General features: G+C 64.4%; 16 protein-coding genes. 6 read left to right on the forward strand and 10 right to left on the reverse strand.

Annotated elements, in window-relative coordinates:
• Positions 1–15: 15 nt before the first annotated feature.
• Positions 16–807, forward strand: a complete 792-nt coding sequence (locus CDV46_RS14265; RefSeq protein ID WP_087688376.1) for an AraC family transcriptional regulator — start codon at positions 16–18, stop codon at positions 805–807.
• Positions 808–849: 42 nt separating this feature from the next.
• On the opposite strand, the gene CDV46_RS14270 is transcribed toward CDV46_RS14265, so the two are convergent.
• Genes CDV46_RS14270 through CDV46_RS14280 form a run of 3 tightly spaced genes read right to left on the reverse strand, consistent with a single transcriptional unit; the run spans position 850 to position 3990 of the window.
• The gene (locus tag CDV46_RS14270) at positions 850–1944 is read right to left on the reverse strand and encodes a GntG family PLP-dependent aldolase (RefSeq protein WP_087723145.1); all 1095 of its coding nucleotides are present in this window, start codon (positions 1942–1944) and stop codon (positions 850–852) included.
• The gene (locus tag CDV46_RS14275) at positions 1941–3251 is read right to left on the reverse strand and encodes a dicarboxylate/amino acid:cation symporter (RefSeq protein WP_212677108.1); all 1311 of its coding nucleotides are present in this window, start codon (positions 3249–3251) and stop codon (positions 1941–1943) included. The genes CDV46_RS14270 and CDV46_RS14275 overlap by 4 nt, the downstream gene beginning before the upstream one ends.
• Positions 3252–3303: 52 nt before the next feature.
• Entirely contained in the window at positions 3304–3990 is a 687-nt protein-coding gene (locus tag CDV46_RS14280; protein WP_058379577.1) for a GntR family transcriptional regulator, read from the reverse strand.
• 962 nt (positions 3991–4952) lie between these two features.
• Here CDV46_RS14280 and CDV46_RS14285 point away from each other — a divergent pair.
• From CDV46_RS14285 to acnA, 5 genes are all read left to right on the forward strand, one after another.
• Positions 4953–6116, forward strand: a complete 1164-nt coding sequence (locus CDV46_RS14285; protein WP_087688378.1) for an efflux RND transporter periplasmic adaptor subunit — start codon at positions 4953–4955, stop codon at positions 6114–6116.
• Positions 6109–9216: an efflux RND transporter permease subunit gene (locus tag CDV46_RS14290; RefSeq protein ID WP_087688379.1), complete on the forward strand. Its 3108-nt coding sequence runs from the start codon at positions 6109–6111 to the stop codon at positions 9214–9216. The genes CDV46_RS14285 and CDV46_RS14290 overlap by 8 nt, the downstream gene beginning before the upstream one ends.
• Before the next feature lie 3 nt (positions 9217–9219).
• Positions 9220–10710 (forward strand): efflux transporter outer membrane subunit, encoded by a 1491-nt coding sequence (locus tag CDV46_RS14295; RefSeq protein WP_087723147.1) that lies wholly within the window; start codon positions 9220–9222, stop codon positions 10708–10710.
• A 107-nt stretch (positions 10711–10817) separates the two neighbouring features.
• Positions 10818–11462, forward strand: a complete 645-nt coding sequence (locus CDV46_RS14300; protein ID WP_170935972.1) for a LysE family translocator — start codon at positions 10818–10820, stop codon at positions 11460–11462.
• Positions 11463–11728: 266 nt separating this feature from the next.
• Entirely contained in the window at positions 11729–14326 is a 2598-nt protein-coding gene (gene acnA / locus CDV46_RS14305) for an aconitate hydratase AcnA (protein ID WP_087723149.1), read from the forward strand.
• 47 nt (positions 14327–14373) lie between these two features.
• Here acnA and CDV46_RS14310 read toward each other — a convergent pair whose 3' ends face one another.
• The 7 genes from CDV46_RS14310 to CDV46_RS14340 form a co-directional block, all read right to left on the reverse strand.
• A complete protein-coding gene (locus CDV46_RS14310) occupies positions 14374–15303 on the reverse strand; it encodes a LysR substrate-binding domain-containing protein (protein ID WP_087723310.1) in 930 nt (309 codons plus the stop codon).
• Positions 15304–15366: 63 nt separating this feature from the next.
• Positions 15367–16437, reverse strand: a complete 1071-nt coding sequence (locus tag CDV46_RS14315; protein WP_087723151.1) for an ornithine cyclodeaminase — start codon at positions 16435–16437, stop codon at positions 15367–15369.
• A 99-nt stretch (positions 16438–16536) separates the two neighbouring features.
• Positions 16537–17655: a succinylglutamate desuccinylase/aspartoacylase family protein gene (locus tag CDV46_RS14320; RefSeq protein ID WP_087688384.1), complete on the reverse strand. Its 1119-nt coding sequence runs from the start codon at positions 17653–17655 to the stop codon at positions 16537–16539.
• Between the two features lie 131 nt (positions 17656–17786).
• Positions 17787–19649, reverse strand: coding sequence for a dipeptide ABC transporter ATP-binding protein (locus CDV46_RS14325; protein WP_087723153.1), 1863 nt, complete (start codon positions 19647–19649; stop codon positions 17787–17789).
• The gene (locus CDV46_RS14330; protein WP_087723155.1) at positions 19646–20485 is read right to left on the reverse strand and encodes an ABC transporter permease; all 840 of its coding nucleotides are present in this window, start codon (positions 20483–20485) and stop codon (positions 19646–19648) included. Before CDV46_RS14330 ends, CDV46_RS14325 begins: the two co-directional genes overlap by 4 nt.
• Positions 20486–20516: 31 nt before the next feature.
• Complete coding sequence (locus CDV46_RS14335) at positions 20517–21458, reverse strand: ABC transporter permease (RefSeq protein WP_087723157.1); 942 nt, start codon at positions 21456–21458, stop codon at positions 20517–20519.
• A 4-nt stretch (positions 21459–21462) separates the two neighbouring features.
• On the reverse strand, positions 21463–23073 hold the full coding sequence (locus CDV46_RS14340) for an ABC transporter substrate-binding protein (RefSeq protein WP_176399084.1): 1611 nt from the start codon (positions 23071–23073) through the stop codon (positions 21463–21465).
• Positions 23074–23140 lie beyond the last annotated feature (67 nt).

Below are 23140 nucleotides of genomic sequence, written 5' to 3' on the forward strand. Positions count from 1 at the left end.
GGTTGGGAAGATGTCATGAAGGAATTGCTGCTACGCCGCTATCCGCAAACGCGCCGACATTTGTCGCGCGACGTCACGTTCGTTGGGATGGAATGCGAGGACGGCGAGCGACAGCCGTGGCATCAGCATCAGCATGGTCACGTGGTGATGGCGCTGCGTGGCGTGGTGCGCGTGCTCACGCCGGCGCACACGTGGACCCTGCCCGCCTCGCGCGCGCTGTGGCTGCCGCCCAATACGCCGCACGAACTGCACGCTGTCGGACGCATGCAGTTCTGCACGATCAGTATCGAGCCCGGTTCCGTGTCGTGGTTATGGCCCAACGCCCTCGTGCTGACCGTGGGGCCGCTGCTGCGCGAGCTGGCCGTCGACATGCTGGCCGACGGCATGCATTACGCACCGGACAGCCGCACGGCGCTCTCCGTCCCTTTACTGCTTCGCCTGCTGCGCGAAGCCGCTGCTCCCGGCGAACACGGTTTGCCGTTGCCCAGCTCGGCCAAGCTTCTCGCGATCTGCGAGCACATGATGATGGCGCCCGCGACGGACTACTCGCTGGAGCGCTGGGGAGAAGAGATGGGAGCGAGTGGCAAGACGCTCGCACGCCGGTTCAAGGACGAGACCGGCATGACCTTCGGGCGGTGGTGCCAGCATATGCGCGCGTCGGAAGCGATCACGCGGCTGGCCCTCGGTGCGTCGGTCGGCGACGTGGCACTCGCGCTCGGCTATCAGAGCCCGAGCGCGTTCATCGTGATGTTCAAGCGTCTGTTCGGGCGCGCACCGCAGCAGTATCTGGCGGTGGCGGAACGCTGACGCCTCAACGCCTCAACGCCTCAACACTTCAACGTTTCAATCTCAGTGCACACCGAGCACCGGTGATGCACTCGCGGCGAACGTGTCGCGGATCGAAGCAATCGCGGCCACGGTTTCGTCGATGTCGTCGTCGCCGATATGGCGGTGCGTGACCAACCGCAGCATCGACTGGCCGCTGGCACGCGCCAGAATGCCGTACTCGGCGAGCGCCGCCTCCCACGCACGCGGGTCGCTCTCACGCTGTTCGCCCACCCGCAGCCGCACGATATTGCTGTGCGACGGTATCGAATCGACGAGCAGCGGATCGATTTCCGCCAGACCGGTCCAGAGTCGATGTGCGCGGTGATTGTCGTCGGCCAGACGCGCCACCATCGTCTCCATCGCCACCTTGCCCGCTGCCGCCATGATGCCCGCCTGCCGCAACCCGCCACCGACCATGCGCCGGAACGTGCGCGCCTGCTCGATCAGCGCATGCGAGCCCACCAGCATCGCGCCCATCGGCGCCGACAATCCTTTCGACAGACAGAACGTCAAGCTCTCGCAGTGCGTGGCAATCGTTGCGGCATCCACGCCGAGCGCCGCCGCTGCGTTGAACACGCGCGCCCCATCCAGATGCACCGGCACGCCCGCACGCGACGCAAGCGAGTGCACGTCCGCCAGATAGGCCAGCGACGGCACGTAGCCGCCAGAGTGGTTATGCGTGGACTCCACGCCGACCATCGCCGTGGGTTGCCCATAACGGGAAAAGCCGGGGCGCAGTGCCCCGGCCAGTGCATCGAGATCCATCTCGCCACGCACCGACGGTATGTTGACCGGATAGAGGTGCGCGAGGCGCGACATGCCGCCCGCCTCCGACTTGGCCATGTGCGCCTGTGCGTCGATCACGGCTTCACCGCCGCGCGTGGCGTGGCACAGCGAGGCGATCAGATTGCCCATCGTGCCGGAGACGACGAACATCGCCTCCTCCTTGCCGGTGGCCACCGCCGCCAGATGTTCGAGGGCGCGCACCGTCGGGTCGCCCTCCAGTGTGTCGTCGCCGAGCGAGGCGGTTTGCATCGCCTCCCACATCAGCGCGGTCGGCCGGGTAACGGTATCGCTGCGCAGATCGACGACGCGTTCGGTATTACGTTGGGTCATGCGGGGAACTCCTGACCGTGCGCATGGCTGCCGACTTGGCCCGCCTGCCCCGCATTCGACTCGGCGAGCGCCGCTTGCACGGCCTCGGGCGATTCATACGGAATACCGGCGAGCTTCATCACGAGCTTGATGGCCACGGTGTTGCTGAAAACGTTGATCGCAGTCCGGCCCATGTCGAGGAACGCGTCGACACCGGCGATGATCGCGAGTGCCTCGATAGGCACGCCGATCGTGGTGAGCACCATCGCAATGGCAACCAGCCCGCCCGACGGCACGTTGGCACTGCCCTTGCTGGCCAGCGTCGTCACCAGCACGATGGAGAGCAGCGTGGGCATGTCGAGCGGCACGTGATACGCGTCGGCCAGAAAGCCCACGGCCAGTGCGAAGTACATGATCGAGCCATCGCGGTTGAACGCGTAACCCAGCGGCAGCACGACCGAGGCGATGGCCTTGGGCACGCCCATGGCGATCAGCTTCTCCATGTGCAGCGGCAACGTGGCTTCGCTGGAGCGCGTGGCGAACGCGAGAATCACCGGTTCGCTGATCGCACGCGTGGTCGCGAGCGGCTTTTCACCGATCGCCTTGAGCAAGATCCAGAACAACACCAGCAACACGCCGAGGCCCAGATACATGGTGCCCACGAGCTTGACCAGCGCCAGAATCGTGCCGACACCCTGCGTTGCAAAGAGCCACGCAATGATCGCGAAAATGGCGATCGGCGAGAGCGAGATGATCCAGTCGGTGAGTTTGAACACGGCCCCCATCAAGGCGTCGAGCACGCCGACCAGCGGCTTGGCGCGCTCGCCGATGGCCGACAGCGCCATGCCGAGCAGTACCGCAAACACCAGCACCGGCAGCAGGTTGCTGCCGCTCATGGCGGCGAAGATGTTCGACGGAATCATCTCGAGGAAGAACTTCGTCCAGTCGACCGACGCCGCAATCGGCTTGGCCGAGGCGTGCGCAGCGGCAAGGTTGGCACCGAGCCCCGGATGGAAGATCGCATTGAGCCCCAAGCCGATCACGATCGAGACGAGCGTCGCGATGAAAAAGTAGACCATGCTGATCGCCGAGACACGTCCCAGCGCACGGGCGTTGTGCCCCATTTGGTAAATGCCGAGCGTGATGGCCGTGAACACGAGCGGCACCACGATCATCTTCACGGCTTGCACGAACGCTGTGCCCACCGGCATCAACTTCGTCGCAAGACCGGGCGCGACCATGCCGCAGCCGACACCGAGGGCCAGACCGATGAGCATCTGGACGGGCAATGGAATGAGGCGTTTCTTGCTGGCAGAACGGGACGACATGACGGCTATCTCCGAAAAAAACGTGACGGCTTGGCGAGCGTGATCGATCCGATCAGCGCGAAGCACCGGGCGACCCGGCGGGGACGAGCGCCTGCAAACGGGTCTGCATGGCGTGCGTAAGGTGGTCCCAGACACTGCGCTGGGCCTCCTCGGGACGCCCGGCGGCGATGGCGTCGAAGATCGCAAGGTGTTCGCGAACTGCGGCGCGCGTGCGCTCGGCGTCGTAATGCGGGATGCGTTGCAGCGCCAGACCGTTCTGGGTGCGCAACGCGTGATAGGTCTCGACCAGCCGCACGTTGTCGGCAGCGGCAAACATCGCTTCGTGGAATTGCCAGCCCACGCGTTGCGTGATGTCGACGTCGAGCGGCACGGCTTCGTCCTGCGCGTCGAGGGCGCGCAGGCGCTTGGCCACCTCCTCCAGCGCCGGGGTCACGCCCTTTTGCGCGGCGAGCCAGGCGGCCATGCCTTCGAGTGCGAGACGCACTTCATGAATCTCGCTCAGATCGCGCACCGACAACTGGCGCACGAAGGTGCCGCGCATCGGCACGATCTCCAGCAGGCCGTCGTTGGCAAGCGCCCGGATGGCCTCGCGCACGGGCGTGCGGCTGATGCCGAAGCGCTCGGACAGCGCGCGCTCGGAGAGGGCCTCTCCGGCGCGAATTTCGCCGGAAACGATCAGGGCGCGAATGGCGTTGTAGGCCGAATCGCTCAGGGCCGGGGTGCGTTGGGTCTGGTTCATGACTGGTATACCAGCAAAAAACAATTTACCGGTCAACGCGAAAATCTGTGAACGGGGGCCTTTTGCGGGTAAACGATGACCCGGCGGGCGGCCTTATCGGCAACTCATCGGCAACGACGCCACACGACTGCCCCCGGCATGTCGCTCAGTGACGTGTTGCTCCGCAGCATCATGTGCCCCGCAATTCAGTGAACGATTAAATTACAGTTTATTAATTGAAAAACTCGGTAATCCCTTATCCGGCTGTGAAATCACGAATATCGAATCACACTCAGTTTTATTGACCAAAACCAGAAGAAATCGCACCAAAAATGGGCCTAACAATTGCTTGACGCGCCTAATTCACGCGCGTACATTCCGCCACGAATCAATCATCAGGGGACACCCCAATTGGACAGTTGTAGTTGCCCGTTACCGCTTGAACGGTAGATCCCGGCCCGACGTCCGTCCCTTTTGGTCGCCGTCTCGCCGGAGTGCGAGAGGTGCGCCATATCTGCGCTCAGTTGATTTACACCGGAAGCCTTTCCGGTTCGGCTGACCAGATCCCCGCCTTCCCCAGATCGTCATGCGCTTGAAGTCTGCTTGCCTGTAACGGCAAGTCGAGACTTGTGCGCGTGTTCACCGTGAACGCTTGCAAGCTGCTGCGCCGATGCCGGTCGCGGCAGCGCGGCGTGCGCACGTTCTTGCCCGCGAGTCACCGCTGCTATCCAACGGTTCCTTAGCTTAAGGAGAAATCGATGCCCGACCCTGACAGTTGCTTATGTCGGTCGCATGTCATTGACACATACGCACTTCAAATCACCTTTAAACCGGAAATTCCTTCGAATTACCGGCAGGTATTGCGTCGCGTGACGAATCACGATTTACGTTGCCGGATTAAATTCCGACTGACGTGACCCGACTCGTCTTTCACGTGAGCGCAATGCCATTGCCTCCCTCACGTGAAAAAAGAGATTCGGGAAATGAACAAAATCCATCTATCGGGCGCGAACAAACGGATTGCCCTCGCCGGCCTCGGCGTGATCGCAACGCTCGCCCTCTCGGTCGAAGCCGTACGCTGGATGTCGACGACCAGCCACGCTTCCGTCAAGTCCGACGCCGCCGAGCACGCCATCGTGCTCCGCGATGGCGATAAGTACGTCGTGCCCCCTGACTCGGCGTTGCGCTCCCGGTTGAGCGTTGCCGCCGTGGGCCTGCGCGACGAGCCGCGCATGGTGCAATTGCCCGCCACCGTCGAAGCCGACCCCGCACGCACCGCCAACATCCTGCCGCCGGTGGCCGGTCGCATCGTCGAGCTCAAGGTTCATCTCGGCGATCACGTCACGAAAGGCCAGCCGCTGCTGACCATCGACTCGGGCGATCTGGCACAGGCTTGGTCCGACAACGACAAGGCACGCGACGCCTTCACCCACGCGGGCACGACGCTCAAGCGCGTGCAGGGCCTGCGCGATGCGGGCGCGGGTGCTGCGAAGGATCTGGAACAAGCGCAAAGCGACTACACGCAAGCGCAAGCCGAACTCACCCGCTCAGAGACCCGCCTGCGCGGCATCGGTGCCGACGCGCACACGCGCGGCCGTCAACTCACGCTGGTCGCCCCGTACGCCGGCACGATCACCGCACTGTCGACGTCTCAGGGCGGCTATGCCAACGACCTGACCGCGTCGCTCATGACCGTGTCCAATCTGGATTCCGTCTGGGTGACTGCCAACGCCCCCGAGAGCAACGTCGCGCTGATCGCCAAGGACCAGCCGGTCGACGTGGTCTTTCAGGCGTATCCGGGCCAGACGTGGCACGGCAAGGTGAGCTTCGTGAGTGAAGTGCTCGATCCCGACACGCGCCGCGCCAAGGTGCGCATCGCGTTCCCCAACACCGACGGCCGTCTCAAGCCGAACATGTTTGCAACGGCGACGTTTGCCGTGCCCCAACAGCGCTCGGTCTTCGTGCCGAATTCGGCGCTGATCATGAACAACGACAGCACCGTGGTGTGGGTCGAAGTCGCCCCGTGGACCTTCGTCAAGCGCACGGTGCAGCCGGGTTACGGCGAGCCGGACGGTGCGCGCGTCGGCGCCGGGCTGACGGCAGGCGATCGCATCGTCGTCAAGGGCGGGGTACTGCTCAATGATTAACCGCCTCATTACCTTCTGCCTGCACAAGCGTGTCGTCATCTGGGTGGTGGCGCTGCTCGTGGCTGCCTTCGGCTGGTACAGCTGGACGCAAATGGCCGTCGAAGCCTACCCGGACATCGGCGACGTGACCGCGCAGGTCACCACGCAAGCCCCCGGCCTTGCGGCCGAGGAAATCGAACAACAGATCACCGTGCCGCTGGAGCGTGCGCTGGGTGGTACGCCCGGCGTGGTGTCGATGCGCTCGTCGTCGACGTTCGGCCTGTCGCTCATCACGCTGGTGTTCCGCGACGGCGTCGAAGACTACTGGGCCCGTCAACGGATCAACGAACGCATTGCAGGCGTCACGCTGCCCTCGGGCATCACGCCGGGACTCGACCCGGTGACCGGCCCGGCGGGCGAAATCTATCGCTACACGCTGGAGTCGGATACCAAGAACCTGATGGAGTTGTCCGAGCTTCAGCGCTGGGTCGTGATCCCCGCGCTGCAACAGGTCGCGGGTGTGGTGAATGTCGACAACTTCGGCGGCTTCACCATGCAGTACCAGCTTGAACTCGACCCGGTGCAGTTGCAGCGCTACAGCATCGGTCTGAACGACGTCACCACAGCCATCAACAACAACAGTGCCAACGCTGGCGGCAGCCGCATCTCGCGCGGCGAGCAGGGCTATGTGATTCGTGGCATCGGCATGGTGCATTCGCTCACCGACCTCGGCAACATCGTGGTCACGCAGCGCAATGGCGTGCCCGTGCTGGTGAAGGATCTGGGGCGTCTGACGTACAGCCATCAGGAACGCGAAGGCATTCTCGGCAAGGACCACAATCCGGACACGATCGAAGGCATCGTCGAGATGCTCAAGTATCAGAACCCGTCCGAAACGCTCAAGGGCGTACACGCGAAGGTTGAAGAACTGCGCAAGCAGCTTGAGCCGCAAGGCGTTCGTCTCGTGCCTTACATCGACCGCGACGACCTCGTGCAGAACACCATCCACAAGGTGTCGCACACTGTGGCTGAAGGCGTGGGTCTCGTGTGCATCGTGTTGATCCTGTTCCTCGGCAGCCCGCGCAGTGCGCTAATTGCCGCTGTGACGATTCCGCTCGCGCTCGTGGCCGTGTTCATCATGATGCACTTCACGAACATGCCGGCGAACCTGTTCTCGCTGGGGGCGATCGACTTCGGCATCATCGTCGACGGGGCCATTGTCGTGACTGAAGCGATCTTGCGACGGCGAGAAGCGGCACCCGAGGCCGTGCTCACCGAAGGCGACGTGCTGAGCGCGACCCTACAGGTGGCACGCCCGATCCTGTTCGCCACGCTGATCATCATCACCGCCTACCTGCCGCTGTTCGCCTTCGAGCGCGCAGAAGCCAAGCTGTTCTCGCCGATGGCCTACACGGTGGCCTACGCATTGGCCGGCGCCTTGCTGTGCACGTTCATGCTGATTCCCGGACTGGCGTACGTGGCACTGCGCAAACCGCGCAAGGTCTTCCACAACGTGCCGCTTCAGCGCGCGCAGGCCGGCTTCCAGCGCTGGCTCGACAAGTTGCTGAACGCGCCCCGCATGGCCATTTCCATCGGTGTGTTCGCACTGGCGGCGGTGGTGGCGCTGGGCGCGACGACCGCTCGCGAATTCCTGCCCGATCTCGACGAAGGGTCGCTGTGGCTGCAAGTGCAATTGCCGTCGGGCCTCTCGCTCGACAAGGCCAGCGAGATGGCCAGCGAATTGCGCACGGTGCTGCTGAGCTTCCCCGAAGTGTCGTATGCCGTCACGCAGTTGGGGCGCAGCGACAGTCAGGCCGATCCGTGGACGCCGTCGCATATCGAAGCGCCGGTGGGGCTCAAGCCTTACGACACGTGGCCGCACGGGGAAACCAAGGCCGAGTTCGTCAGCAGGCTCAACGATCGTCTCAAGCAGATTCCGGGCATGTCGGTCGGCATCAGCCAGCCGATCATCGACGGCATCAACGACGCCGTGGGCGGGGCTCACAGCCCGCTGGTGATCCGCATCGTCGGCGACGATTTCAAGGAACTTCGCCGTATCGGCACCGAAGTCGTTGGCGTGCTCAAGCAAGTACCAGGCACGGCCGACGCGTCGATCTTCGAAGAGCCGCCAATTCCGCAGATCGTGGTGAACGTGGATCGGGCTGCGGCTGCGCGGTATGGCATCAACGTGTCTGACGTGACGAATCTGATCCAGACCGCGATTGGCGGTGCGTCGGTGAGTCAGGTCTACGTGGGCGACCGCCAGTACAACGTGACCGTGCGCTTCCCGCCCAACACTCGCAATAGCCCCGAGACGCTGGGCAATCTGTTCGTCAATGCCCCGGGCGGTGCGCAGATTCCGTTGTCGGCACTCGCCAGCATTCGGTATCAGAGCGGTGAGGCGACCATCACGCACGACATGAGCAAGCGTGAGCTGATCGTTCGCATCGACTATGCGCAGCGCGGGCTGTCGGATTATCTGGCCGACGCCGAGAAGCGCATCGATGCCAACGTGAAGTATGACCACAGCAAGTACCAACTCGTGTGGGGCGGACAGTTCGAGAATCAGCAGCGGGCGCAGGCACGGCTCACGCTGATCATGGGGCTGGTGCTCGCGTTGATGCTGGTGTTCCTGTTCGCGGAATTCGGCAAGCTGCGTCAGGCTGCGTTGATTCTGGGCGTGGTGCCGCTGGCAACGCTGGGCGGCTTGATTGCCCTGCGGCTGACGGGCGAAACGTTGAATGTGGCGAGTGCGGTGGGCTTCATTGCGCTGTTCGGGGTGGCCGTGCAGAACGGCATCATCATGATTGCCAACATCAACCGTGTGCGCGCGGAGGGGCTGGGCTTGCGTGAGGCGGTGATTGCAGGCGCGGTCGAGCGCTTCCGTCCGGTGCTGATGACGGCGACGGTCGCGACCGTGGGCATGTTGCCGGCGGCCATGGCCATTGGTGTCGGCACCGACGTGCAGCGCGCACTCGCCACCGTGGTGGTGGGCGGGTTGATCGTCGCCACGTTGCTGACGCTGTTCATTCTGCCGACCTATTACTACGTCCTCGAACGCTATATGGAGGAACGCGCCGCAAAGCGTGCCCTCCAAGCGGCCGAACCGGCACAGGGGTAAAACATGACTTATCGTTATTCCGGGGCGCGCTGCGCCGTGGCGCTGGCAGCCGCGCTGTCGATGGCCGGATGTGCCGTCGGGCCCGATTTCAAAACGCCGGAAGCGCCTGCCAATGCGGGTTACACCGTCGACGCCCTGCCTGCGGGCACCACGTCGGCCGACACGACGGGCGGCAGCGCCCAGCGTTTTGTCTCCGGCATGGATATTCCTGCGCAGTGGTGGACGCTGTTCCACTCGCCCGAACTCGATGCCCTCGTGAAAGAGGCCATCGAACGCAATCCCGACATGGACGCGGCGCGAGCCGCGCTCAAGTCGGCCCACGAAGCAGTGCGAGTGCAGCAAGGCGACTTCTTCCCACAGGTCAATGCGTCGTTCGCTCCGACGCGCCAGCAAATCGCATCGCCGCTGGCGAGCCCGGCCGCCAGTGGTGACGATCTCTACAACCTGCACACGGCGCAGGTGTCCGTGTCGTACACGCTCGATCTGCTCGGCGCGAACCGGCGTCAGGTCGAATCGCTCATCGCGCAAGCGGATGCACAGCGCTTTGCACTGGAAGCGACGTATCTGACGCTGACCAGCAACGTGGTGGCCGCAGCCATTCAGGAAGCGTCGTTGCGTGGGCAATTGGCCGCTACGCAGGAGATCCTTGCGCTTCAGCAGCATTCGCTTGATCTGCTGCACAAACAGTACGACTTGGGGCAGGTGGCGCAGGCTGACGTGGCGGCACAAGAAGCGTCGTTGGCACAGGCGCAGGCAGCGGTGCCGCCGCTGGAGAAGCAGCTCGCGCAACAGCGCGATGCGCTGGCCCGCTTGCTCGGGCGCATGCCGAACGAGCGCATCGGTGCGCAGTTCGATCTGAGTAGCTTGCAGTTACCCGAAGCGTTACCGGTCAGTTTGCCGTCGCAACTGGTCGAACAGCGTCCGGATGTGCGTTCCGCGCAGGCGCAGTGGCACGCGGCGGGTGCTGCGGTAGGCGTGGCCGTGGCCGCACGTCTGCCGAGCATTACGCTGAGTGCGAGCTACGGGGCGAGTGCCGAAATTGCCCGGGAACTGTTCAGCCCGGGCACGGCGTTCTGGACGCTGGCGGGTAGCCTGACGCAGCCGATCTTTGCTGGCGGTGCCCTGTTGCACAAGCAGCGCGGGGCCGAGGCGGCCTACGAGCAGGCAGGTGCGCAGTATCGCGGCACGGTGCTCACGGCGTTCCAGAATGTCGCTGACACGCTGCATGCCCTGCGCACGGATGCCGACGCCCTGAGTGCATCGCTCAATGCCGAGCGTGCGGCGAAGCGCAGTCTGACGATTGCCCAGAAGCAACTTGAACTGGGCGATATCAGCTACCTGACGCTGCTCAACGCTCAGCAGACGTATCAGCAGGCGCGTATTGCGTTGGTGCAGGCGCAGGCCAATCGCTACGCCGATACGGTGGCGCTGTTTCAGGCGGTCGGTGGCGGCTGGTGGCATCGCGACGATATGCAGACGGCTAAGGCGGGCTGACGTCGCGACGACGCTTGCCTGAGGTTGACGTCATCGACGGTGTTACGATGCCGGCGCATGACGTCAACTGTGTTGCCAACGCTGTGGTGCTGACAGGAATCACCGAAATGATCGACTTCGCCGTACTGCCCTACTTCCTCGCCACCGTGGCGGTTCTCGTGGCCATTCCCGGCCCCAACACGATCTATGTGTCGACGGCGAGCGCGAGTCAGGGGTTCCGATACGGTCTGGCGTCGTGCTTCGGCGTGATGCTCGCGACGCTGGTGCATGTGGGTTTCGCGGCGGTCGGGCTCACGGCGCTGCTGATGGCGTCGCCGATTCTGTTCACGGCGATCAAGACGGTGGGGGCGGCGTATCTGGTCTATCTGGGCATCAAGGCCATCCGAAGCAAGGCGCAGCCCGACCCTGTCGACACCATGAAGGCGCCTGTACCTGCGCTTGGCGCGTCGGTGCGCAAGGGCTTTCTCGTCAATCTGCTGAACCCGAAGACGGGGTTGTTCATCGCGGCGTTCCTGCCGCAGTTCGTGAATGCTGCCGCTGGCAACGTCCCACTGCAAATCGTGACACTCGGGGTAATGCTCGTGGCAGTAGGCAGCGTGAGCGACGTGACATACGCCGCACTCGCCCGCACGATCGGCAAGGCCATCGCGAATCGGGGTGCCAAATCGGGCGCAGGCAAATACATCACCGGCCTGCTTTATATCGGCCTCGGCGCCGCCGCCATGGCGACGTCGAATGGTGCGGGGAAATAGGAGACACACGCCTCGCTACGTGAAAACAGCCGCTTGAGCGGCTGTTTGGCGGTCGCTGACCGTGTGTATCGCCGGGCTTCCCCGTTCGACTGTCGTCCATCATCCTCTCGATCATTTCGGGAATGGTCTGGATTCGCGGCCTACCATCCAACCTTGCCCCATAAGCACACGCGAAATGCCTCATGCGCGCCAGTGATCGGTCCCATCGATCACCTCACGTCCGGGCGTCATTGTGGGCGGGCTGTGCAAGCCGCAAACTATCGGGCATGAACCCGATCTCCGTCTCCGGTCAGTTGCTCGACGCAACCGGCCATACTCGCCGATTCATCGATCTGCCTGCCCTCTTCGGCGATACGCTCACGCGTCTGCCGGTCGTCTTACGCCTGTTGCTGGAAAATGCGCTGCGCAACCTGTCCGGCGATGAACGTCAGGCGGCGATCGACGGTGTGCTCGATTGGCTGGAACGCGGCACCAGTCTCCACGAAATTGCGTTTTACCCGCTGCGCGTGCTCATGCACGACACCACCAGCACGCCCGCGCTGATCGATATCGCCGCCATGCGCGATGTGCTCGCCGAAGCCGGTGCCGACCCGTCGCAACTCAACCCCGTGCTGCCCGTCGACGTCTCCGTCGATCACTCGCTCGCCGTGCAATTCCATGCGCAAGCCGATGCCGCGCAGCGCAACCTGTCCGAGGAAATGCGCCGCAATGCCGAGCGTTATCGCTTTCTGCGATGGGCGTCCGGCGCACTCGACCGCGTTCGCATCCATCCGCCGGGCACCGGCATCATGCACACCATCAACCTCGAACAACTCGCCACCGTCGCGAGCGAGTGCGAGATCGACGGTGAGCCGTGGCTCGTCCCCGACACCCTCATCGGCACCGACAGTCACACGCCGATGATCAACGGTATCGGCGTGCTCGGCTGGGGCGTAGGCGGGCTCGAAGCGCAAACGGTCATGTTCGGCATGCCGGTCATGCAACGGATTCCGGATGTCATCGGCGTTCGTCTCTCCGGGGCACTCCCGGCAGGGACCACCGCCACCGATCTTGCACTGCGCGTGACCGAAGCCCTGCGAAACCTTGGCGTCAGCGGCGAATTCGTCGAGTTCTACGGCACCGGCGTGGCAACGCTCAGCGCCAACGAACGCGCCGTGGTCGCCAACATGGCCCCCGAATACGGCGCCAGTACCGGCTACTTCCCAGTGGATGCCCGCACCCTTGCCTATCTGCGAGAAACCGGACGCGACGCGTCGCATATCGCCAACGTCGAAACGCTCTACCGGCGCGCCGGACTGTGGTTCGACCCGCACGCCACGCCGCGCTACACCCGGACGATCGATATCGACCTCGATAGCGTCGAGCGATACGTCGCGGGCCCCTTCCGGCCGCAAGACCGGCTGCCCAGCGGCGCGACAGGCCGCACATTGGGCACCGATCCGGCCTCGCGCCGGGGCGGCTTGCCCGACTGGCCGATTGCGCTAGCCGCCATCACCAGTTGCACCAACACGTCAGACCCCGCCTTGCTCATCACCGCCGGATGGGTCGCGCGCCGCGCAAGAGCGCGTGGCCTGCACGTGCCGTCGTGGGTCAAGACGTCGCTCGCCCCCGGTTCTCCCGCCGCCGCCGACTATCTCGCCCGCGCGGGACTCGATCACGACCTCGCCGCGCTAGGTTTCGATATCGTCGGCTTCGGCTGCACGACGTGCATCGGCAACGCAGGTCCGCTGCCGGAACCGATTGCCCGCGCCCTCGCGGACGCCGCCGCAACGCCCGTCGCGGTCGTGTCGGGCAATCGAAACTTCCCCGGACGCATTCATCCAGACCTCGGGCACGCGTTCATCATGTCGCCGCCGTTGGTCGTTGCCTTCGCGCTGGCCGGTACCGCTGCCATCGATATCGAGCACGATCCGATTCAATTCGACGCCCACGGTCTGCCGGTTTATCTGCGCGATCTCTGGCCCACGCGCGAAACCGTCGCCGCCAGTCTGGCAGCCGTGCGCGCCGACGACTTCGGTACGGCATTTCACAACGCGAGCGGCAATCCGCTGTGGGCCGGTCTCGACGTATCGCACGCCCCTCGCTATGCATGGTCGCCACGCTCCACCGCACTGCGCCGGCCGCCCTTCGTCGCCCGTGACGAAGGCAGCGTGCTCGGCGACTACGACGCGCATGTGCTGCTCGCCCTCGGCGACGATGTCACGACCGACCATATCTCCCCGGCCAGCGCCATTCCGCCCGACAGTCCCGTGGCCGACTTTCTGGTCGAACGCGGCGAGCCGCGCGACGACCTGAACGTCTTCGCCTCAAGGCGAGGCAACTGGGAGGTGATGGTGCGCGCGGCGTTCTACAGCAAATCGCTTGTGAATTTGCTTGCCGCCGACTTGCCCGTCGCGCATACGGTGCATGGACCGAGTCAGGACGTCATGCCGATTTTCGATGCCGCCCAACGGTATCGCGAAGAGGGCCGCCCCGTCGTTCTGGTCGCCGGTGCCCGCTACGGCACCGGGTCGTCGCGTGACTGGGCGGCAAAAGGACAACGGTTGCTGGGCATTCGCGCCGTCGTCGCCGTGAGTTTCGAACGCATCCACCGCTCGAATCTGATCGGCATGGGTATCTTGCCCTTGCGTCTACCGGGGGGCGTCACACCGCAGACGCTTGCGCTGACCGCGCAAGATCGCATCCGGATCAGGGCATTGCCGTCGGACGTCGCACCGCGCGCCGCCATCGAGATCGTGATCACGCGTGGCGACGGCCGTACAGAATCGCTGGTTACGACAGCGGCGGTAGAAACGCGTCTGGAAGTGGACCTGCTGCAACGCGGTGGCGTGATCCCGTCGATCCTCGCCCGCGCGTTGCGTTGATGGTCTAGTTGAAGGGCTTGATTGTCTTGCCCCGGCGGGCTGAGTTCTTAGCCCGCCGTACGCCGCCCGGTCGAGCCATGCACCAGTCGTGAGTACGACACGAGCATGGTCACCAGCTCCTGCGTGGCCATTGTGAACGGGGCCGAACGCCGCGCGATCAGGCAGACGTCGCGCGGGTCGAACGTCTCCCGAATCGGGATGCTGATCAACGCGCCAGAGAATAGCGGCATCTCGGCGAGCACTTGCGGCTCGATCGTCAGATAGTCCGACTCGGACACGATATGCAGCGTCTCGAGCAGCGACTCCGCCGTCAACGCGATCTTGGGATGTCCCAGACTCTCCGTATTGAACAGACTGATGAGCCGGTTCTCGGCACCGACGATCCCCGCCGGACGAATGCTGACCCACTCGCAATCGACGAGATCGCGCACCGACGTGGCGTTCGCCTTCGGATGCCCCTTGCGGGCAATCACACTCGGTGACGACCGATACAACCGCTCGATGCTCAGGTCGACATCGCTCACCTGCGGTGCCAACGGCGCGATCACGAAATCGAGCCGGCCATCGCGAATGCGCTCGATCAGCATCTTCGTGTAGCCACTCGTGACATGCACCCGCACCTTCGGAAAGCGCTCGACAAAGCGCTTGACCACCGGCAGCAGCAACTCGGCCAGCGGCTCGGAGGTCACGCCCAGCGTGATATTGCCTTCCTCTTCACCAGTCGATTGCTTGACGTCTTGCGTGGCCAGATCGCAGTCACGGATGATGGCGTTGGCCCGGATGAGGAAACGCTCGCCCACCGGAGTGAGTGTCACCCCCTGATGCGAGCGGTTGAGCAACGCCGTGCCGAGCTCCGACTCCAGCGCCTGAATGGCCTGTGTGAGTGTGCTCTGGGCGATGTCGAGCGCGCGCGCCGCCGCGCGGAAGCTACCCTGCTCGACGACGGCGCAAAACACGCGCAATTGAATGAGTGTCATGCTCAGCATCCTACCCGAAACCGCCTGTCGCCAGCCTCGGCGACGGCGTTCGTTGTCGGCGTGTCACACAGCGCAAACCGGTGCAATCCCAACCGTTTTGACGGTCTTCACCGGTAACACCGGCGCCACCAGACTATAGAGATCCTTGCAATCGTCCGGCTCGGGAATCAGGTCGATGGTCTTGCCTGCGCCCGCCGTCTGCGACAGATCGCGCAGATAGCGCAACGTGGAAAAATCTTCCAGCGCGAAGCCTACGGAATCGAACACGGTCACCTGCTCGCGCGACTCGCGCCCGGCGCTCTGCCCGGCAAGCACTTGCCAGAAATGCACCACCGGCGAATCCGCAGGCATTTGCTGGATCTCGCCCTCGAGACGCGTCTGTGCTTCGAATTCGACCATCACGCGAGCGGTTTGCAGAATATCGCGATCCAGTTCGGTCTTGCCCGGGCAATCGCCGCCGACCGCGTTCAGATGCATCCCCGGCTCGATCATGTCAGCCGTGAGGATCGTGGCGTAGGTCTTGTCGGCAGTGACTGTCGTCACGATATCGGCACCGCGCACCGCGTCGCGCACCGATGCCACCGGCAGCAATCTGAGCCCGGGAACGCCCGCGAGATTACGCATGAGCTTGGCCGTCGCGCCCTGATCCACGTCGTACAGGCGGATCTCGTCGATCCCGAGCATCTCGTGAAACGCCAGCGCCTGAAACTCGCTTTGCGCGCCGTTGCCGATCAACGCCATGACGCGGCTGTCGGTGCGCGCCTGACAGCGGGCCGCCAGCGCCGACGTCGCCGCCGTGCGCAGTGCCGTCATCAGTGTGAATTCGCACAGCAGCAGCGGATATCCGGTGCTCACTTCGGCGAGCGCGGAGAACGCCATCACCGTCAGCAGGTTGTGCCGCGTGTTGACGGGATGGCCGTTGACGTACTTGAATCCGTAGAAGCGGGCATCAGACACCGGCATCAGCTCGATCACCCCGTTATCGGAGTGATTGGCCACGCGTGCCGACTTATCGAAGTCGTGCCAGCGCAGGTAATCGTCCTGCACATAGTCCGCGAGCGTGCGGATGAACGGGGCAACGCCGGTTTGGCGCAACAGGGTCTGTATATCGTTGACGTCGAGGAATCGAGTCATATGCATCTCTTTTGTGGAGGTTCGGTTCGGCCTACATTGGCGGGCAGTCGGGTGTCGTAACGGTCAGGGTCAGGGTCAGGACGAAAGGGACGAAAAGGATCAGGCGCCGAGCAGCATGCCGGAGCGCTGGACGCGCTGGCCGGTAACGCGGCCAAGCGGATCGCCCGCATTGACGAATCGCACGTCGCGGCGCATATACAGCACGCCTTGTGTCCGGCTCGACACGGTGCGCACTTCGCCCGTCAACGGCGCAACGATGTCGAAGACCGGTTGCCCGACTTCGACCATCGTCCCCAGTGCCGCGCGGTGCACCAGAATGCCGGCGCACGGCGCGCGGAATTGCTCGCTGCCGGCCAGCGGCGTGGCGGGATGCAGCAGCGGCGGCAACGGCTGGGCATCGCCCGCGATATCGCCAATGTGGGTCAGGTATTGAATGATCGCGTCGGCATCGGCGTCGGCCTGCTCGTAACTGACGTCGCGCTGGCCGCGATGCTCAACGGTGACAGAGACCGGCCCTTCTGGCATCGGGTAAGTCGTGCCGAAGTGCTGGCGAAGCTGCCACCACGTGTAGCTCTGCGCCTCGTCGAACGAAAACGCGCCCGAATCCAGCGCCAGCAGACTCGCCCTCGAGCCGAGATAGCGCGCCAGCGGCTCGGCCGCCGGCCAGCATTCATCGCCGGTATAGAGGTGCATCGTCGCTTCGCGCGAGCAATGCAGATCGAGCACGATATCGGCGTCGTGAGCCTGCGTCATCAGCAGGCGTTGCAACGATCCGAACGCATCCGTCACGGGCAATTCCGCCAGCGCCTCGCCCCAGGCCGTGCGTACGCGCTGACGATTGACGTCGACGTCGTCGGTCAGTGCGCCTTCCAGACGCTGCACAACGGCCTTGAACACCATCGGGAAGCCACGGTTGTAGTTGCGCCCGCTGGCCAGCTCGAAGCGCCCTTGCGGCGCGCCCATCAGCCATTGGTTCAGCCCCATGGGGTTCGCCATGACGACGAGTACGACTTCGGCGCGCAAGCGGCCCTGCGCTTCGAGCGCGAGAAACTTGTCGCGAAGCCTCGTCGCTACCAGCATGGCGGGCGTCTCGTCGGCATGCAACGCTGCCTGCAAGTAGACCTTGCGGCCCGAGGATGCATTGCCGAAATGCTCGGCGACCACCGCTTGCGAGGTGCCGCTGCACAAATGAGAGATGGGATGCGTGACGCTATGCATGGTAAGAAATTAGTGACCTAACGTAAGACGGCTAACTCGCACAGCGCAGGCCGGCGAATCGATATCAGCATGGTAGGCAGTCGCCTGACCGGCAGGAATGCAGATCCGCCGATCGGGATTGCCTATAACAATCACTGCCCGCTCGCGAATACCGCGACGCGGTGTTCCGGGTCGGGACTGTGGGCGACCGGGCACAGATGCGGTAAGGCTTCGCCCCCCTGTTCTGGATCGAAGTACGCCAGCGGCGCATCGTTCGACTCGTGTTCGGAAAATTCGCGCGTATGCACGGCAAAGCCCGACTCGCGATCGCCTCGCAATTCCGGCACGGCGCGCAGCAGACGGCGTGTGTACGGGTGCGCGGGACAGTCGTAGATCGCATCGCGCGTGCCGCGCTCCACGACGTGCCCCCGATACATCACGATGACGTGATCGGACAGTTGTTCAACCACACCCAGATCGTGCGAAATCAGCAACAGCGCAAAGCGATAGCGCGCCTGCAATTCGGTGAGCATGTCGAGCACTTGCTTCTGCACCGTGACGTCCAACGCCGATACGGGCTCGTCGGCCACGATGATCTGTGGATGTGCCGCCAGCGCGCGCGCAATGGCCACGCGCTGGCGCTGACCGCCCGACATCTGATGAACAAACCGCGTGCCGAAGCTCGCCAGCCCCACGTCGGCCAGCACTTGCGCCACCCGCTCGCGACGCTGCGCGGTACTCAGCGACGTGTCCAGCCGCAGCGGCTCCTCTACCAGCGCGTCCACGCGCATGCGCGGATCGAGCGACGAGTACGGGTCTTGAAACACCATCTGCACGGCCCGGCGCGACGCCCGCATGGCAGCGTCGCCACCCTGCGCCGGAAACGGCGCACCGCGCACGCTCACCTGCCCTTGCGCGCGGGGCAGCATGCCCATCACAGCCTTGGCGAGGGTTGTCTTGCCGCTGCCCGACTCGCCCACGATCGCCAGCGTCTGACCGGCATGCACGCGGAACGAACACGGGTAGACGGTTCGCACGGCCTTGCGCCGGAACCAGCTTTGCGGAACAACGTAATCCACCGCCACATCGGACACTTCCAGAATTGGCGCATCGGTGATCACAGTGCCCGCAGGCGCGCGCGTCCCCGCGTCGCGGCGTGGCAAAGACTCAAGCAGACGCAACGTGTAATCGGTTGAAGGATGTGACAACACCCGCGCCACCGGCCCCGACTCGACGGCGTCGCCCTGACGCACCACCAGCACGCGCTCGGTGTACGCCGCCACCAGCGCCAGATCGTGACTGATGAACACCAGCGCCGTTCCCTCCTCGCGCGCGAGACCGATCATCACGTCGAGGACTTCTTTTTGCACCACACAGTCGAGTGCTGTTGTCGGCTCATCGGCGATCAACAACCGGGGCTTGAGCAGCATCACAGCGGCGAGCAGGATGCGTTGCCGCATGCCGCCCGAGAACTCATGGGGATACCGCGCCATGCACCGCTGCGGATCGCGCACGCGCACCCGGGCGAGCATCGCCAGCGCTTGCTGACGCGCCTGTGCTGCCGCGACGCCGCGACGGCGCACGAGCGCTTCGATCATCTGCTCGCCGATGCGCATGGCCGGGTTGAGCGAGACCATCGGCTCCTGAAACACCATACCGATCTCGGTGCCTCGCACGTCGCGCCATTGCGTGGCGTCGAGAGCGAGCAACGAGCGGCCGTCGAACGCCAGCGTGCCGGCGCGGGCCGTCGCCGATTCCGGCAGCAGGCCGAGCAGCGCCTTGCCGATCAGCGTCTTGCCACTCCCCGATTCGCCCACGACGGCAAGCGATTCACCGGCGCGCAGCGTCAGATCGATATTGCGCACGACATCGCGCTGACCGCCTTTACCGTCGGGAAAAGCAATGCACAGCCCCTTGATGTCGAGCAGCGGCGCGCTCGCTGAGGCCGCTTCGGTCCCCTGCGTAGACGACGGCGGAACCGGCTCAACCGACTGGGCGTTTGCGAGCGCGTTCATTTGACCTCCTTCAGTCGCGGGTCGAGCAAATCGCGCACGGCGTCGCCCAGCAGGTTGATACCGAACAACGCCAGCGAGATGGCCGCGCCGGGGAACAACACCACCCAGAACGCCTGATCGATGGCAGAGCGACCGTCCGCGAGCATGCCACCCCACGTGGGTTCCGGGGCGGGCACGCCAAGCCCGAGAAAACTCAGGGCACTCTCCGCGAGCAGGGCCGAGCCGAACAGCGACGTCGAGAAGATCAGCAACGGCTGCACGCAGTGAGGCAACACGTGCCGCACGAACGTCCACGCCTCGCGATTGCCCATGGTGCGCGACGCTTCGACGTAATCGCGCATGCGCAGCGACAGCACGGCCCCACGCGCAATGCGGCTCACCGATGGCGTGTAGGCAAGGCCCAGTGCCAGCACTACCCCCCATTTCGAGGGCCCAAGCACGGTCATGACGCCGAGTGCCAGCAGCAGACCGGGGAAGGCCATCAAGGCGTCGACCAGCATGCCCGCCAGCCGGTCGGGCCAGCCGCCGACGTAGCCGAAAATCGCGCCGATCAACGTGCCGGCAGCCAGCGCCAGCACGACCGAGGCAACACTCACCGTCAGGCTCAGACTCGCGCCGGCCATGATGCGCGAGAGCACGTCACGGCCGAACGCGTCGGTGCCGAACCAATGCGCCGCGCTCGGTGCGGCGTAGCGGGCGTAGAGATCCACGTCCACCGGGTTATAGGGCGTGTAGACGAGATCGACGGCGGCGATGAGCACCAGCAGGCCGACCAGAAAGCCGCCGATCCACAAATTGGCCCGTCGCACGGATAGCAGGGAGAACAAATAGGTCATGGGGCGTTCAGTGCTTGATTCAGTGCTTGATTCAGTGCTTGATTCGAGGGTCGAACAGCGGATACAGCAGGTCGACGGCCAGATTGATCACGACGTAGATCAGGGCGATCACCAGCAAACAGCCCTGCACGACCGGGTAGTCACGCGCGTAAATGCTCTCCACCAGCAGGCGCCCCATGCCGGGCAGCGTGAATACGGTTTCGATAACCGCGCCGCCTGCCAGCAAGTGGCCGACCACGAGGCCGATCACGGTGAGCGTCGGGCCGAACGCGTTGGGCAACGTGTGCCGCACCAGCACGCGGCGCTCGCTCAGGCCCTTGGCACGGGCATGGGCGATGTACTCCAGGCGCAGCACGTCGATGCTGCTCGCGCGGATCATGCGGGTGACGACAGCGATCTCGCCCAGCGCAATGGCAATCACCGGCAGCACGAGATAGCGCAGCGAGCCCCAGCCGGCCTGCGCAAACGTCTGATAGCCGAAAGTGGGCAGCCAGTGCAGCTTCACCCCGAAGATCCAGATGAGCAAAATGCCCGACCAGAAACTCGGAATCGAGACGAGCAGCACCGTCGTCATGACGATCGCCAGATCGCTGCGGCGATTCTGCCGCCACGCCGCAAACAGCCCGGCGGGTATCGCGAAGAGGCAGGCGACGAACGTTGCGCCGAGCACGATCTTTGCCGTCACCGGAAAGGCTTCTGCGATCAGCGCGCTCACCGGACGATGCCGGGCAATCGACATGCCCAGATCGCCGCGCAGCAGGTGTTCGATCCAGTGCAGATACTGCGCAGGCCAAGGCTCGTCGAGCCCCAGCGAGTGACGCAGATGTGCGAGCAGCGCCGGGTCGTTCAGGTCGCCCAGCATGAGCGTGGCGGGGTCGCCCGGAATGGCGCGAATCATGCCGAACACGAGCAGCGTCACGATAAAGACCGTGGGCACGGACATTGAGATGCGCTTGAAAAGGTACGCCGGCATGCCGTCAGTCCTTCGTCACGTTATAGAAGCGTTTGAGACGGATGGGCCAGCTTGTCACGCCATGCAGGCGAGAACTGACCAGCATCAGATCGGGCGAGTTGTAGAGCACGAGCATGGGCACATCGGCCAGCATGCGCTGGTGCAATTCGCCGAACACGCGCGCACGCACGCGGTCGTCGGTCTCGCCCGCGATGCTGCGCAACAGGTCCAGCGCCGCCGGGTCTTCCCACTGCACCAGCGCATTGCGCGACTTGTCGCCTAGCACGTCGGCATACATCAACGCCGGGTCGGTGCGCGCCGTGTAGCCGAACGCCATCAGTTGGAAGCGCCCGGCGCGGTAGTCCGCCAGTTGCTTGCCCCACTCCACCACTTGCAGCTTCACATTGATGCCGGCGCGCGCGAGCAGCGATTGCAGATACACGGCCATGGTGAACATGTGCGTGTAGCGGCGATTGGTCTCGAGCGTGATCGGCTGGCCGCGATAGCCCGCTTCGTCGAGCAGGCGCTTCACCTCCGGCAGCGACTTCACGTACCCCATGCGCGTGGCCGGGCTTGCCAGCGCACTCGCGTTCGGCACGAGCGACGGGTTGTAGTCCGAGCGCCCTTCCGTCACAGCATTCGCAATGCCCGGCAAGTCGGCGGCCAGCGCAATTGCACGGCGAATGCGCACATCGGCCAGCAATGGGTCGCGCGACTGAATCAGCAGCATGGCGGGGTCGGCACCCGGCCCGGCCACGACGTGCCATGCCGGATCTTTCGGCGGCACCATTTGCTCGGAGAGATTCATGGCGTCGATCTGGCCCGACATCAGCGCGGACATCTGCGCCGTCTCGTCCGGAATCGTAACGAAGCGCACGTCGGCATGCGCCACCTTGGCACCGGCTGCCCCGTTCGCCGGCTCCGGACGCGGCCGGTAGGCAGCAAACGGTTTGAGCAACACGTACTGTCCCGGCTGCCAGTCGGCGAACACATAAGGCCCGGTGCCGATGGGCTGCGCCCAATGACCCTCGGCATCCACGCTGTCCGGACTGAGTACCGCCAACGGGCAGCGCGGGTCGGCCATGTGATTGAGGAACAAAGCCGACGCGCGATCGAGATCGAACGTGACGGTGTAGCGATCGATGACGTGCACGCCCAGCACCTTGGCGCCCGCGTGGCCATCGTAGGCGCGACGGCAATAGAACCCGGTCGACGGGTTCATGAAGTATTCGTAGCTCCACTTCACGTCTGCCGCCGTCATCGGCTTGCCGTTGTGAAACTGCACGCCGTGGCGCAGATGAAACGTGTAGGTCTTGCCGTCGGGGGAGATGTCCCACCGGTCGGCAAGCATCGGACCGATGCTCAGGTCCGCACGCAACGCGACGAGTGACTCGACCACGTGCGCGAGGATGTTGTCCGTCGCCGTGTTGCGTAGAAGGCTGCCCGGCATCGACGTGGGCGTGTCGGAACTGACGGCAAAACGAATCTCGTGACGGGGTGCGGCAGGCTGCGATTGCGGCTGTGATTGCGCCTGCGCCGACGAAGCGCACACCAGCGCCGCTGCCAACGCGAGGCTCGCCGCAAGACCGGCGTGCCAACGCTTGCGGAGTTCGCGCCGACAAGGTGGCCGGGACATCGGAGATAACTGGGAGATCGGGGACATCGGGGACATCGGTTTGTCGTTGTACTGAGGGGACTGTCCG

This window comes from Pandoraea sp. PE-S2T-3, assembly GCF_002179965.1.
Lineage (GTDB): Bacteria > Pseudomonadota > Gammaproteobacteria > Burkholderiales > Burkholderiaceae > Pandoraea.